The sequence below is a fragment of the Cupriavidus gilardii genome (genome assembly GCF_013314895.1).
Classification (GTDB): Bacteria; Pseudomonadota; Gammaproteobacteria; order Burkholderiales; family Burkholderiaceae; genus Cupriavidus; species Cupriavidus gilardii_C.
Genome location: NZ_JABTYE010000015.1, coordinates 78,060 through 92,377, shown reverse-complemented (window position 1 = coordinate 92,377; position 14,318 = coordinate 78,060). Strand labels below are relative to the sequence as shown.

Genomic DNA, 14,318 nt, shown 5'->3' with positions numbered 1-14,318 from the left:
AATGTTCGCAAGAAGCGAATCGCCCGGTCTCGCGTCCGGGATTCGAAGCGCCCATTCCCGCCGACAAGCGCGCTCCCATGCCGGGCGCCGACGGCGACAGCGCCGCGCAAAGGCGCGCTGCAGCATCAGGAGACAGCATGAAGGTGATCACCGCAGAACAGGCGGCGGTATTGGTACAGGACCGATGGACGGTGGCAAGCGCCGGCTTCGTCGGAGCCGGCCATGCCGAGGCGGTGACCGAGGCGCTGGAGCGCCGCTTCCTGCAGAGCGGCCTGCCGCGCGACCTGACGCTGGTCTATTCGGCCGGGCAGGGCGATCGCGGCGCACGCGGCGTCAATCACTTCGGCAATGCGGGCATGACCGCGTCGATCGTCGGCGGCCACTGGCGCTCGGCGACGCGGCTCGCGGATCTTGCGATGGCCGAGCAGTGCGAGGGCTACAACCTGCCGCAGGGCGTGCTGACACACCTGTATCGCGCGATCGCCGGCGGCAAGCCGGGCGTGATGACGAAGATCGGCCTGCACACCTTCGTCGATCCGCGCGGCGAGCTTGACCCGCGCTACCACGGCGGCGCGATCAACCGGCGGGCGCGCGAAGCGATCGCCGAGGGCCGCGCCAATTGGGTCGAGGCGGTGTCCTTCCGCGGCGACGACTATCTGTTCTATCCGAGCTTCCCGATCCACTGCGCGCTGATCCGCTGCACCGCGGCCGATCCGCGCGGCAATCTGAGCACGCATCGGGAGGCCTTCCATCACGAGTTGCTGGCGATGGCGCAGGCCGCGCATAACTCGGGCGGCATCGTGATCGCGCAGGTCGAGCAGCTGGTCGACCGTCACGACAACCTGCAGGCGATCCATGTGCCCGGCATTCTGGTCGACTACGTGGTGGTCAGCGAGGACCCGGCCCATCATCAGATGACCTTCGCCGAGCGCTTCAACGCCGCCTATGTGACGCCGTGGCGCGGCGAGGCGGGGGCGAAGTGCGAAGCGGTGACGTCAACCGCCACGCAAAACCCGCAAAACACGCAAGAAAACACGCAGACGGAGCCCGAGCCCGCGCTCGACGCCCGCACCATCGCGCAGCGCCGTGCGGTGCTCGAGCTGGCCAGGCGCCGCCCGCGCGTGGTCAATCTCGGCGTCGGCATGCCGGCAGCGGTCGGCATGCTGGCCGAAGAGGCGGGACTGGACGGCTTCACGCTGACCGTCGAAGCCGGTCCGATCGGCGGCACGCCGGCCGACGGCCTGAGCTTCGGCGCGTCGGCCTACCCCGAGGCGGTGATCGACCAGCCCTCGCAATTCGATTTCTACGAGGGCGGCGGCATCGATCTGGCGATCCTCGGCCTGGCCGAGCTCGACGGCCACGGCAACGTCAACGTCAGCAAGTTCGGCGAGGGCGCGCAGGCGCTGATCGCCGGCGTCGGCGGCTTCATCAATATCACGCAGAGCGCCAAGGCGGTGGTCTTCATGGGCACGCTGACGGCGGGCGGACTCGAGGTCCGTGCCGAGGGCGGCCAGCTGCATATCGCGCGCGAGGGGCGGGTCAAGAAGATCGTGCCCGGGGTCTCGCACCTGAGCTTCAACGGGCCGTATGTGGCCTCGCTGGGCGTGCCGGTGCTGTACATCACGGAGCGCGCGGTGTTCGAGATGCGCCCGGATGCAAGCGGAGAGGCCCGGCTGACGCTGATCGAGATCGCGCCCGGCGTGGACCTGCAGCGCGATGTGCTGGCGCAGTGCGCGACGCCGATCGCGGTCGCGCCCGACCTGCGGCCGATGGACGCATGCCTGTTCCGGCCGGGGCCGTTCTCGATCGCCCAGGCTGGCTGAAGCGCGCGGCCTGAAGCTTTCGATCCGATTCGCGGGGCGGTGCAACGGCCGCTCTTCCTTCACAAGAACGACAAGGCCGGACCACCGGCCACGAAGCACCACAAGGAGACCAACCACGCCTTGTTTCGACTGGAACTGACGGGATCGATTCAGGTTCGCCGGGCCCACCGATTGCCCTGCGAACCGCTCGAGTTGCCTGTTTCGCCGGCGCGCCCGACGCGGACTGCGCCGATTTCGGATGACGTTTCTCTTGTTGCCATGCAGAACACAAGCCGCCGTACCTTCGCGTGCCGCCTCGGCGCCGCGATGCTGACCGTTTCTCTGCCGCTGTTCGCCACCCAGGCGTTCGCCGACAGCTATCCCTCCAAGCCGATCCGGCTGGTGGTGCCGTTCCCGCCGGGCGGCCCGACCGATACCGCCGCGCGCATCATCGGCCAGAAGCTCAGCGAATCGCTGAAGCAGCCGGTGGTGGTCGACAACCGTCCCGGCGCGTCGGGCACCATCGGCGCCGAGAACGTCGCCAAGAGCCCGGCCGACGGCTATACGCTGCTGGTGCTGGCCACGCCCACGCTGATCGCGCCGCATCTGGTCAATCGCAAGGGCTACGACCTGTTCAAGGACTTCGCGCCGATCGGCGCCGCCTACGATCTGCCGATCGTGATGGTGGTCAATTCGAATTCGCTGCCCGACGTGACCACGCTGCAGCAGTACATTGCCAAGGCCAAGGCCAAGCCGGGCGAGATGAACTACACCAGCGCCGGCAACGGCAGCTTCGGCCATCTGTCGACCGAGCTGCTGCAGAACCTGGGCGACTTCGACGTGCAGCACGTGCCGTACAAGGGCAGCGCGCCGGCGATTCAGGATCTGCTGGCGGGTCAGGTGCCGATGATGTTCTCCGACATGATCGCCGCGCTGCCGCACATCAAGGCCGGCAAGCTGCGCCCGATCGCGGTAGGCTCGGCCAGGCGCGTCAGCTTCACCCCGGACGTCAAGACCGTGGCCGAGCAGGGCTTCCCGGGCTTCGAGGCGACCGCCTGGGGCGGCCTGCTGGCGCCGGCCGGCACGCCGAAGGACATCATCGCAAAGCTGTCGGCCGAGCTGAAGGCCGCGCTGGCCGATCCGACGGTCCAGCAGAAGATGCTGGGCGCGGGCACCGTGGCGGCATACATGCCGCCCGAGCAGTTGGCGGCGCGCATGCGTGCCGACGACAAGAAGTGGGGCAAGGTCATCCAGGACAACGGCATCAAGGGCGACTGATACGCCCGCGTCCGTCATGGGCGCACCGTGGCTTGCCTGTCTTAGCGGGGTAGGGTGAGGGCTGGCGATCACGAGATCGCCGGCCCTTGCTCTTTGCAGGGCTGTCCCCGATTGCCCCGCCGCTCAGCGCGGCCTTGACGAAGCCGCCAGCGCCTCGCCGCGCGCCAGAAAGCGCCGGTATTCCTCCGCGGGAACGAACCGCCCGCCGGTGGTCCAGACCAGATGCGTGGCGGTGGCCATCACGTCGGTCAAGCCATGGCGGGCCAGATAGGCCTGCCCGGCCTCGGTGCCCGCCAGCATCGCGGGGCCGCTGAAGCCGGCGGCGGCCGACGGCTCGATCTCGATGCCGGCATCGCGCCTGGCCAGATACAGATCGCGGAACAGCTGTTCGTCCGCCACCGTGTAGACGCCCGACAGCAGTTCGCGCATGGCCGACGCGGCCAGCTCGGAGGCGCGCGGCACCGCCAGGCCGTCGGCCTCGGTGCGATTGCTCAGCCCGTAGTCGTAAACCGAGGGATTGCCGCCGGCGCCGTTGACCTCGGCGCCGATCATCTGCACCAGGAAGCACGGCGACTGGGTCGGCTCGGCAAAGAAGCAATGCACGTGCGGGCCATACCGCTGCTTCAGGCCGAAGGCAATGCCGGCCGGCGCACCGCCGACCCCGCACGGCAGATAGACGAACAGCGGTCGCTGCGCCTCGGGCGCGATGCCGTGCTCGTGCAATTGCGCCTCGAGGTGCAGCACCGCGGCGCTGTAGCCCAGCAGCAGCGACAGCGAGCGCTCGTCATCGACGAAGTGGCAGGTCGGGTCCTGTTGCGCCTGTGCGCGGCCGGCCGCTACCGCCTGCTGGTAGTCGCCTGCGTGCTCGATCACCTCGACGCCGCGTGCGCGCAGCCGGTCCTTTTTCCACGGCTTGGCGTCGGCCGACATATGCACGACCGCGCGAAAGCCCAGCGCGGAGGCCATCACGCCGATGCTCAGGCCCAGATTGCCGGTCGAGCCCACGGCGACCTGGTAGCGCGAGAAGATTGCGCGCGGTGCCGGATCGGCCAGCACGCCGTAGTCATCGCCCTCGGTCACCAGCCCGTGCTGCACGGCGAGTCGTTCGGCGTACTCCAGTACCTCGTGGATGCCGCCGCGGGCCTTGATCGAACCAGCCACCGGCAGGCTGTGATCGGCCTTGATCCACAGCCTGCCGCTGCCGGGCGACAGGCCGATGGCGGGCTGCAGCGCGGAGGCGGGCAGCACGGGCGACTCGATCGCGCCTGCGCTGCCGGCCAGTTCGGGGAACAGCCGCTGCAGCAGCGGGCCAAAGCGGTCGAAGCGGGCGCGGGCCGCGTGGACATCAGCTAGACTAATGTCCTTTGCGCCGGCCCGCACCGCCGTGGGGGGTTGCGGCGCCAGCAGCGGATTGGTCCACAGACATGGCTCGGCCGCGGCCAGTGCCGACAGCAGCGCGGCATCGGCAGCGGGCGCAGCGGTGGCTGCCGGTGTGGTCGATCTGCCTGTATGGGCGGGGAAATCGGTGGGGTCGTTCACGTCGGTGGCGGCGGTCGCAAGCTTGAGCGGGAATTGAGGGGATGCCGATCTTCGGGCCGGCTCGCTGACCGCATTGTTCTCCGGGCATGCCGTTGCCGCAAACCATTGCTGCTGGGCCATGCATTAGTCAAACTGATGGGATGCCGATGGCTGCTGCCCCACTCTCCGCCTCCTTGCTGGCCTGGCTGCGCTGCTTCGAAGCCGCCGCGCGCCACCACAGCTTCACCCGTGCCGCCGGCGAACTGTGCGTGACGCAGGGCGCGGTCAGCCAGCAGGTCAAGCAACTGGAGCAATGGCTGGGACGCCCGCTGTTCCTGCGCACGCCCCGCGCGCTGGTGCTGACGCCCGAGGGCGAGCGGCTGCGCGGCGTGCTGCGCGAGTCGTTCGAGGCGATCGAGGGCGCGCTGGCGCAATTGCGTCGGCGCGGCGAGGCGGGGCCGGTCTCGCTGTCGTGTTCGCCGTCCTTCGCGATGCGGTGGCTGACGCCGCGGCTGGGCAGCTTCTTCCGCGATCACCCTGATTTGGCCTTGCGCGTGCATGGCGAATTCCAGGCGCTGGACCGCGGCCGCATGCTGCGCGAGGGCATCGACGCGGCAGTGCGCTTCGATCCCGGTGCCTACCGCGACGTGCATGCGCGGCGCTTTCTCGACGAATGGCTGCTGCCGGTGGCAAGCCCGGCCTTCGCCGCCGCGCATCCCGAACTGCGCTCGCCGGCAGACCTGCGCGGCGCCCTGCTGCTGCACGATGCCAGCCCCTGGGACGGCGCGGGCGAGTTCGAAGAGTGGAGCGGCTGGCTGCAGCAGGCCGGCGTCACGGTGCCAGACCTGCAGCAGGGGCAGCGCTTCAACCTGTCGCAACTGGCGATCGGCGCCGCGCTGGCAGGGCAGGGCGTGGCAATGGGACGGGCAGCGCTGGTGCTGGACGATCTCGAGGCGGGCCGGCTGGTCGATCTGTTCGGCGTGCACCTGCCGAGCCCGGCCGCCTACCATTTCGTCTCGGCCAGCGGTCGGAGTCCGGAGGTAGCCGCGATCGGGAGCTGGCTGGAGGCCGAGGGCGCGCGCTTTGAGGCGGCGTGGACGTTGTGGCTGGCGCGGGCGGACCGGGCACGCAAGGGCCGTCGTGCGTCGCCGCGCAGCCGCCGCCAGCCTGCCGGTGCAGGCGCGGCCGTACCAGGGCCGTACCACACTCGCCAGCGTCGCACTACCCCGCAGTAGCCCGCTGTTGTAGAATCTAAGTCTTTGATTCTGTAGCGCTATTGATCGGCTTGCCAAATGTCGCCGATCTCGGCGCGGCAGGGCCTCGAAATCGGTCCGGATTATGGTGCCGATTGTGCCGATTGCGGTACGGATTGCGGTACCGATCCCACAGCCCCGAGCCGCCCTTACCGCCCAGGCCAAGCACTGCGCGGCTACCGCCAGTTCCATTGCGTTCGATCGATGCGTGTCCGCTGGCGCCGGGTTCGCCTTCGCCAGACACCCAAACCATGACCACGAACACGAACACCACTGCTGTACCGACCCCCACCGACGACATCACCTTCGACAGTTTCGGGCTCGACCCGCGCGTGCTGCGCGCGCTGACCGAGCAGGGCTATACCAAGCCGACGCCGATCCAGGCGCAGGCGATCCCGGTGGTGCTGCTGGGCAAGGACGTGATGGGCGCCGCGCAGACCGGCACCGGCAAGACCGCGGGCTTCGCGCTGCCGATCATCCAGCGGCTGCTGCCGATGGCCAACGCCAGCGCCTCGCCGGCGCGGCACCCGGTGCGCGCGCTGATGCTGACGCCGACGCGCGAACTGGCCGACCAGGTCTACGACAACGTGGCCCGCTATGCGCGCCACACCGATCTGCGCAGCACCGTGGTGTTCGGCGGCGTCGACATGAATCCGCAGACCGACGCGCTGCGCCGCGGCGTCGAGATCCTGGTCGCGACCCCGGGCCGTCTGCTCGACCACGTCCAGCAGAAGTCGGTCAACCTGTCGCAGGTGCAGATGCTGGTGCTGGACGAGGCCGATCGCATGCTGGACATGGGCTTCCTGCCCGACCTGCAGCGCATCATCAATTTGCTGCCGGCCAAGCGTCAGACGCTGCTGTTCTCGGCGACCTTCTCGCCGGAGATCAAGAAGCTGGCGGCGAGCTATCTGCACCAGCCGGTGACGATCGAAGTGGCGCGCAGCAACTCTGCCAACGAGAACGTGCGCCAGACGGTCTACCAGGTGCAGGACGGCCAGAAGCAGGAGGCCGTGGTGCATCTGCTGAAGCAGCGTGCCGAGCAGGGCCTGTCGCGCCAGTGCATCGTCTTCGTCAACAGCAAGATCGGCTGCTCGCGCCTGGCGCGCCATCTGGAACGGGAGGGCATCAATGCCGCCGCGATCCACGGCGACAAGACGCAGACCGAGCGGATGCAGACGCTGGAAGGCTTCAAGCAGGGCACCATCGACGCGCTGGTCGCCACCGACGTCGCCGCGCGCGGCCTCGACATCGCCGACATGCCCTGCGTGATCAACTTCGATCTGCCGTTCAACGCCGAGGACTATGTGCACCGGATCGGCCGTACCGGCCGCGCCGGCGCTACCGGCGATGCGCTGTCGATCTTCGTGCCGGGCGACGAACGGCTGCTGGCCGATATCGAGAAGATGCTGAAGCGGCAGATTCCGCGCGCCCAGCTCGAAGGCTTCGATCCGGCGGGAGCGCGCTTGCGCGCCGCCGACGACGACCGCCGCCGCGCGCGTTCGTCGGAGCCGCGCCGCTCACGTGCCGACAGCGACGATCGTCCGCGCAAGCCCGATCACGGCAGCGCGCGCAATGCCTTCCGTCCGGCCGACGATCCGTTCTTCTCGCGGCCCTATGAGCCGAGCCCGTCGGCCGCGGCCTCGCAGCCGTCCGCCGAGTCGACGCTGGATCCGCGCCAGGTCGGTCTGGCGCGTGCCCGGCCGAAGCGCCCGGTCGCCGCGCTGCTGGGCGGCGTGCCGCGCAAGTCCTGATCGACTGATCGTCTTTCGAACGGTTGCTTAGTTTGCGCCGCCCGACGGCGGCGCAATGTGCGATCTGGCCGCCGGCACGGCCCACCTTGCGGCCCACTGCGCGGTCGCCTCGGTCAGCCAGCCTTCGATGTCGGCGCGGCCGCTCTGCAAGCCCAGATGCGCGCCGGCCGCGCGCAGCGCATCCAGCGGTGCCAGCGCGTCGATCGCTTCGGCGCCGGTCTGCTTGCTCAATTTCTCCCCGACTGCGTTGACGACGACCGGCACATGCAGATAGGCAGGCGTCGGCAATTCCAGCAGCCGCTGCAGGTGGATCTGGCGCGGGGTCGACTCCAGCAGGTCCGCGCCGCGCACGATATGCGAGATGCCCTGCAGGCCATCGTCGACCACCACCGCCAGTTGGTACGCCCATAGGCCGTCGGCCCGGCGCAGCACGAAATCGCCCAGTTCGGTGGCCAGGTCCTGGCATTGCCGGCCCTGCCAGCGATCGTCGAAGCACAGCACCGCTTCCTCGCCGTCCGGCACGCGCACGCGCCAGGCCCGCGGCAGCTTGCCATGCAGGCCGTTGCGGCAGGTGCCGGGGTAGGCCAGCGTCTGATGGCGCTCGCGGACGTGGCGCAGCGAGTCGGCGATCTCCTTGCGCGAGCAGCCGCAGGGATAGACCAGCCCGGCCGCCTCGAGCCGGTGCAGCGCCTCGGCGTACAGCGCCTCGCGGCGGCTCTGCCAGACCGGTTCTTCGTCCGGATGCAGGCCAACGCGATCGAGCGTCTGCAGGATCTGGCGGTCGGCGTCGCGCACGCAGCGCGGATAATCGATGTCCTCGATGCGGACCAGCCACTGGCCGCCGTGGGCACGGGCGTCGAGCCAGCTGGCCAGCGCCGTGACCAACGAGCCCAGATGCAGCGGTCCGGTGGGAGAGGGGGCGAAGCGGCCGCGGTAGCGACGATCGGCTGGCATTCCGGCCTGCCCCGGTACTGCGATCATGCCTTGCTACTCCGGCGCGCCCGGTTGTTGCGACAGCAGCGCCTGGGCGAGCCGCGGATTCTGCAGCTTGTCGGTCCACCATTGCAGCGCCTTGCCGCGATGGCTGGTGCGCCAGGCGATCGTGAAGGTGCCGGGCGCGCGCACCTCGACGGTCTCGCGCACCTGCAGCACGCCGCTCTCGATATGCGGCTGCGCCATCGGTGCCGGCAGCCAGCCGCAGCCCAGGCCGCGGATCTGCGCATCGAGCTTGTCGCGCATGGTCGGCACCACCAGCATGTCCTGTCCGGCCAGCACGCCATGCGTGCGCGCCGGCAGATTGCGCGAGGTGTCGCCGACCGCGACGATGCGATGGCGGGCGATCTGCGTGCTGGTCAGCGGCCCCGGCTCGCTGGCGAGCGGATGATGGGAGGCCACGGCGAACACGAACGGCATCGCGCCGAGCGAGCGGATCTGAAAGCCCTGGGTGCTGGGCGCATCGTAGGCGCCGCCGATCACCAGATCGGCCCGGTTGCTGACCAGCGCGTCCCAGGAGCCGCCCAGCACCTCCTTGGCGAAGCGCAGCCGCGTGGCGCTGTTCTCCGCATAGAAGTCCTGGATCACCGGCAGCAGCGCGCGGAAATTGATCAGGTCGTCGACCACGATATTGAGGCTGGCCTCCCAGCCGGTGGCCAGCCGCTTGACCCGGCGCGCCAGATCGTCGGCCGCGTGCAGCAGGTGGCGTCCTTCGTCGAGCAGCGCGCGCCCGGCCGGCGTCAGTTCGGCGCGATGGCGGCGGCGGTCGAACAGCAGCACGTCGAGATCTTCCTCGAGCCGGCGCACCACATAGGTCAGCGCCGACGGCACCTTGCCCATTTCATGCGCGGCGGCGGCGAAGCTGCCCTTGCGTTCGATCGCGTCGAGAACTTCCAGGGATTCGAGAGAGAGTGGCATATTCAGAAATTCTGAATGAGTGCTTGCAAATGGCCCGCCGCCAATATAGCGCAGGCGTCCTAAACTTCCTAGCATCGTTGCAGAACAGACGGTCCATATGCAAGTCCGGGAGGATGAAGCGGAGGACCACTAGCCAGGAAGGACATCAAAATGATTGAAATCCGCAAGTCCGCAGAACGTGGTTATGCCGACCATGGTTGGCTCCAGTCGTATCACAGCTTTTCGTTCGCCGACTATTTCGATCCGCGCCATGTGCAGTTCGGGCCGCTGCGCGTCATCAACGAGGACCGCGTCGCCCCCGGCATGGGCTTCGGCACGCACGGCCATCGCGACATGGAGATCATCAGCTACGTGCTGTCGGGCGAGCTGGCGCACAAGGACAGCATCGGCAACGGCAGCGTGATCCGCCCCGGCGACGTGCAGCGGATGAGCGCCGGCACCGGCGTGCGCCATTCGGAGTACAACCATGCTGCGCACGACACCACCCATTTTCTGCAGATCTGGATCGTGCCGGATCGCAACGGCATCGAACCGGGCTACGAGGAGAAGCACTTCGACGCGGCCGACAAGCGCGGCCGGCTGCGCCTGGTCGGCAGCCCCGACGGTGCCGACGGCTCGGTGCGGATCCATCAGGACGTGCGGCTTTACGCCGGCCTGTTCGATGGCGACGAGACCGCGACGCTGACGCTCGCGCCGGGCCGGCGGGCCTATGTGCATGTCGCCCGCGGCGCCATCACGGTCAACGGCCAGGCGCTGGAGGCCGGCGATGCGGCCAAGCTCGAGGGCACGGACGCGGTCAGCCTGGCGCAGGGCGATGACGCCGAGGTGCTGGTGTTCGATCTGCCGTGACGGTGCCGATGTCGCCCCCGGGAGCGCGGGGGGCGGCAGCGTCAAGGCAAGCAGATGTAACGCGAAGTCCTGCCGGGCAGGGCAGGCGGAAGCGCTGTGCTATCTTCTCGCTATAGATAAGCGCCCGGACCGGCACATGGTCCGGGACGGCCCGGCAGCTCGCCTCGCCGCCTATTTTCGACCCGAGATGACCTTCGTTTCCGTCCTTCTTGCGCTGATCGCCGAGCAGTTCCGCGCTCTGGGCCGCAACAATCCCATTCACGAGATGGTGCGCGCGCTCGCCGAACGGGCCGAGCGCGCCTTCGACACCGGCCGGCCGCGCGACGCGGCGCTGGCGTGGATGACGGTGGCGCTGCCCCTGACCCTGGCGGCGCTGGCGGTCCACCATCTGCTGGCGACGATCAGCGTCGCGCTGACGCTGGCGTGGAACGTCCTGCTGCTGTACCTGACGCTGGGCTTCCGCCAGTTCAGCCACTACTTCACCGACATTCACGACGCGCTCAACCGCGACGATCCGGCCACCGCGCGCGCGCTGCTGCACGAGTGGACCGGGCTCGATACCGTCGACATGCCGATCAGCGAGATCGTCCGCCATACGCTGGAGGCGGCCATCGTCGCCGTGCATCGGCATGTGTTCGGCGTGTTCTTCTGGTTCCTGCTGCCGATAGGCCCGGCCGGCGTGGTGCTGTACCGCGTTGCCGAGTACCTGTCGCGGCAATGGAATCTGCCGTCGACCGAGCGCAGCCCGGCGTTCGGCCGTTTTGCCGCGCGCGCCTTCCATCTGATGGACTGGGTGCCGTCGCGGCTGACCGCAATCGGCTTTGCGATCGTCGGCAACTTCGAGGACGCGGTCTACGCGTGGCGCAACCATGCGCGCAAGTGGCGCGACGAGACCAATGGCATCCTGCTGGCCAGCGGCGGCGGCGCCCTCGGCGTGCGCCTGGGCACGCCGCTGGCCGAGGACGACACCAGCGTGGTGCTGGCCAGCCCCGGCACCGGCGCCGCGTTCGACTATGCCCCCGGCATGGAGGACGACGGCGTGCCCGAGCCGGCCGCGCCCGAGCTCGGCGCCGACCCCGGCGTACGGGCACTGCAGTCGGCGGTCGGACTGGTCTGGCGCGCGGTGGTGCTGTGGATGCTGCTGCTGGCGATGCTGTCGCTGGCGAGCTGGGTCGGCTGAGGGTCGGCTGAGGGTCGGCCGGGCCAAGGCGACCAGCGCAGGGCCTGGCGGAGCGTCACGGCCGCGGGCTGCCGCACTGCCAGCAGGCGCCGAACTGCGCCTCGTGCCATTCCCCGCAGCGCGTGCAACGCCAGCGCGGCCCCGGCGCCGGATTGGCGGCCGCATCGAGCACGGCCCAAGCTTCCTCCTCGCGCGCGTCGTCGAGCAGCCACACCTGCGGCGCGCTCTCCTGAAACGGAATATCGCCGGTCGCGCCGGCCAGCCACGTATTGCGCAGTTGCGCACGGATGCCCGCGGCCAGCAGCAGATTGCGGCAGTGCGCCGCATGCACCAGCGAGGGCGTCGACAGCAGCAGTTTCATCGGCATCACCGGCAGTGGGGATGCTTCAGACCTTAGCACGGGCGCGGCGACATGGCGGAAGACGTGGGTGTTCTCCCCTCTCCCGCAAGCGGGAGAAAGAGTCTCTCATCGCTTCAACGAGCTCCGTTGCCGTCCGCCGAACGCGACACTGCTACCACGGCTTCTGCTGCCTCGACTCGTGCAATAGCTGCAGATACAGCTGATGCCGCCGCGGTGCGATACCGCCGGCGTCGACCGAGGCCAGCACCCCGCAGCCCGGCTCGTTGATATGGTGGCAGTTGTAGAAGCGGCATTCGGTCAGCCGCGGGCGGAACTCGGGGAAGGCGCGCTCGAGCATGCCTTCGGACAGATGGTGCAAGCCGAACTCCTGGAAGCCCGGCGAATCGATCAGACTGCCGCCCTGGCCCCAGTCGGCGGGCAGGTGGTACAGCCGCGTGAACGTCGTGGTGTGCTTGCCCGAATCGAGCTTGGCCGAGATCTCGCGGGTTTGCGCCTCCACCCCCGGAATCAGCAGATTCAGCAGCGACGACTTGCCCATGCCGGACTGGCCGATCAGGATGGTCGCGCGTCCGGCGGTGAGCGGGCGCAGCTGCGCCAGCGCATCGTCGGGATTGCCGTGTACCGACAGCTCGACGGTCGGATAGCCGAGCTGGCGGTACAGCGTCAGCCGGCGCCGCGCCTCCTCCAGCCGTTCGGTCAGATCGGTCTTGTTCAGCAGGATCAGCGGCGCGATCTCCAACGCCTCGGCGGAGACCAGCGCGCGGCCCAGCAGATCCTCCGAGAAGCTCGGCTCGGTCGCCAGCACGATCGCGACCTGGTCGATATTGGCGGCCAGCAGCTTCGATTTGAATTGATCGGAACGATGCAGCAGATTGCGGCGCGGCTCGACCTCGACGATCACACACTGGTCGGCCGCCGCGCGCTCGACGCGCACGCGGTCGCCGACCGCGCATTCGCTCTTCTTGCCGCGCGGAAACGCATGCATGCGCGTGCGCTCGCCGTCGTCGAGCTCGATCACATAGTGACGGCCGTGCGCGGCCACGATCAGCGCGGCTTCTCGCGTCGATTCGCGGGTCGATGCAGCAGGCACGCCGCGGCTGGCGGCGGCGCCGCCTCGTTGTCGGGCGGGGCGGCTCATGCGTGCGCCAGCAGCCGGTCGATACGCTGCGCCGCGGGCGGGTGCGAGTAATAGAACGCGCTGTAGAGAGGATCGGGCGTCAGCGTCGAGGCGTTGTCCTTGTACAGCTTGACCAGCGCCGACACCAGATGGCCGGCATCGGCATGCTCGGCGGCGAACGCATCGGCTTCGAATTCATGCCGGCGCGAGGTCACGCTCGACAGCGGTCCGAGCAGGAAGGTGAACACCGGCAGCGTCAGGAAGAACAGCACCAGCGCCAGCGCGTGGCTGTCCGACATCAGGTTCGGCAGCACGCCCAGGCCCGTGTAGAACCAGGCCTGCGTCGACAGCCAGCCCAGCAGCGCGAGGAAGGCCAGGCTCAGCGCGAACGTCACGACGATGCGCTTGACGATATGGCGCCGCTTGAAGTGGCCCAGCTCGTGCGCGAGCACGGCCTCGATCTCGTCGGCGTTCAGCCGCGACAGCAGCGTATCGAAGAAGACGATGCGCTTGGCCGCGCCGAAGCCGGTGAAATAGGCGTTGCCGTGCGCGCTGCGGCGCGAGCCGTCCATCACGAACAGGCCCTTGCTGGCGAAGCCGCAGCGCCGCATCAGCGCTTCGATGCGCTGCTTCAGCGTCTCGTCGGTCAGCGGCTCGAACTTGTTGAACAGCGGCGCGATCCAGGTCGGGAAGATCACCAGCAGCACCAGGTTGAAGGCCATCCACACGACCCACGTCCACAGCCACCACCACGGGCCGGTCCGGTCCATCAGCCACAGTACCGCCAGCAGCAACGGCAGGCCCAGCACCGCGGCGACCACCAGCATCTTGATCGTGTCCAGCAGCCACAGCCGCCACGTCATCCGGTTGAAGCCGAAGCGCTGTTCGATGCCGAACTGCGCGTACAGCGTGAAGGGCAGCTCGGCCAGCCCGCCGATCAGCGCGACGCTGGCGATCAGCGCGACGCCATAGGCATAACCGGGACCGAAGGTGCCGTACCAGAACTGGTTCAGCCAGTGCAGGCCGCCGAGCAGCGTGAAGCCGATCAGCACGGCGGCGCCGGCCAGCACTTCGAGCATCGACAGCCGCGTGCGGGCGATCGTGTAGTCGGCCGCCTTGCGGTGCGCGGCCAGCGAGATGGTATCGGCGAAGCGCGGCGGCACGGTGTCGCGATGCAGGCCGACGTGGCGAACCTGGCGTGCGGCCAGCCACAGTTTGGTGAGCACCATCACCACCAGGGCGACGAGAAAAAGCAGCGTGAACATCGGGTCCTTGCCTTGTGGGGCGGTCTAGTGCAT

12 protein-coding genes are annotated in these 14,318 nt (G+C 68.9%); 6 read left to right on the top strand and 6 right to left on the bottom strand.

Going from position 1 to position 14,318, the window contains the following annotated elements; genetic code table 11:
- Nucleotides 1-137 precede the first annotated feature (137 nt).
- Both HTY53_RS15910 and HTY53_RS15905 read left to right on the top strand, forming a co-directional pair.
- Nucleotides 138-1,823 carry an acyl CoA:acetate/3-ketoacid CoA transferase gene (locus HTY53_RS15910; RefSeq protein WP_174107573.1) on the top strand — a complete coding sequence of 562 codons (1,686 nt, stop codon included), beginning with the start codon at nt 138-140 and terminating at the stop codon, nt 1,821-1,823.
- 258 nt (nt 1,824-2,081) lie between these two features.
- Entirely contained in the window at nt 2,082-3,080 is a 999-nt protein-coding gene (locus HTY53_RS15905) for a tripartite tricarboxylate transporter substrate binding protein (RefSeq protein ID WP_174107572.1), read from the top strand.
- Nucleotides 3,081-3,203: 123 nt separating this feature from the next.
- Here HTY53_RS15905 and HTY53_RS15900 read toward each other — a convergent pair whose 3' ends face one another.
- On the bottom strand, nt 3,204-4,535 hold the full coding sequence (locus HTY53_RS15900) for a D-serine ammonia-lyase (protein WP_302480485.1): 1,332 nt from the start codon (nt 4,533-4,535) through the stop codon (nt 3,204-3,206).
- 230 nt (nt 4,536-4,765) lie between these two features.
- Here HTY53_RS15900 and HTY53_RS15895 point away from each other — a divergent pair, with 230 nt between their 5' ends.
- Complete coding sequence (locus HTY53_RS15895) at nt 4,766-5,833, top strand: LysR substrate-binding domain-containing protein (protein WP_174107570.1); 1,068 nt, start codon at nt 4,766-4,768, stop codon at nt 5,831-5,833.
- 269 nt (nt 5,834-6,102) lie between these two features.
- A complete protein-coding gene (locus HTY53_RS15890; RefSeq protein ID WP_174107569.1) occupies nt 6,103-7,602 on the top strand; it encodes a DEAD/DEAH box helicase in 1,500 nt (499 codons plus the stop codon).
- 27 nt (nt 7,603-7,629) lie between these two features.
- On the opposite strand, the gene gluQRS is transcribed toward HTY53_RS15890, so the two are convergent.
- Both gluQRS and HTY53_RS15880 read right to left on the bottom strand, forming a co-directional pair.
- Nucleotides 7,630-8,556, bottom strand: a complete 927-nt coding sequence (gene gluQRS / locus HTY53_RS15885; protein WP_174107568.1) for a tRNA glutamyl-Q(34) synthetase GluQRS — start codon at nt 8,554-8,556, stop codon at nt 7,630-7,632.
- 33 nt (nt 8,557-8,589) lie between these two features.
- Nucleotides 8,590-9,513 carry a LysR family transcriptional regulator gene (locus HTY53_RS15880; protein ID WP_174107567.1) on the bottom strand — a complete coding sequence of 308 codons (924 nt, stop codon included), beginning with the start codon at nt 9,511-9,513 and terminating at the stop codon, nt 8,590-8,592.
- 150 nt (nt 9,514-9,663) lie between these two features.
- Here HTY53_RS15880 and HTY53_RS15875 point away from each other — a divergent pair, with 150 nt between their 5' ends.
- Both HTY53_RS15875 and HTY53_RS15870 read left to right on the top strand, forming a co-directional pair.
- Nucleotides 9,664-10,362: a pirin family protein gene (locus tag HTY53_RS15875; protein ID WP_174107566.1), complete on the top strand. Its 699-nt coding sequence runs from the start codon at nt 9,664-9,666 to the stop codon at nt 10,360-10,362.
- 187 nt (nt 10,363-10,549) lie between these two features.
- Nucleotides 10,550-11,542: a CobD/CbiB family protein gene (locus HTY53_RS15870; RefSeq protein ID WP_174107565.1), complete on the top strand. Its 993-nt coding sequence runs from the start codon at nt 10,550-10,552 to the stop codon at nt 11,540-11,542.
- A gap of 55 nt (nt 11,543-11,597) precedes the next feature.
- Here the strand turns inward: HTY53_RS15870 and HTY53_RS15865 are convergent, their stop codons facing one another.
- From HTY53_RS15865 to HTY53_RS15855, 3 genes are all read right to left on the bottom strand, one after another.
- Complete coding sequence (locus tag HTY53_RS15865; RefSeq protein ID WP_149316964.1) at nt 11,598-11,903, bottom strand: putative signal transducing protein; 306 nt, start codon at nt 11,901-11,903, stop codon at nt 11,598-11,600.
- 151 nt (nt 11,904-12,054) lie between these two features.
- Nucleotides 12,055-13,041 carry a ribosome small subunit-dependent GTPase A gene (gene rsgA, locus HTY53_RS15860; protein ID WP_174107564.1) on the bottom strand — a complete coding sequence of 329 codons (987 nt, stop codon included), beginning with the start codon at nt 13,039-13,041 and terminating at the stop codon, nt 12,055-12,057.
- On the bottom strand, nt 13,038-14,285 hold the full coding sequence (locus tag HTY53_RS15855) for a M48 family metallopeptidase (RefSeq protein ID WP_174107563.1): 1,248 nt from the start codon (nt 14,283-14,285) through the stop codon (nt 13,038-13,040). The genes rsgA and HTY53_RS15855 overlap by 4 nt, the downstream gene beginning before the upstream one ends.
- Nucleotides 14,286-14,318: the final 33 nt, after the last annotated feature.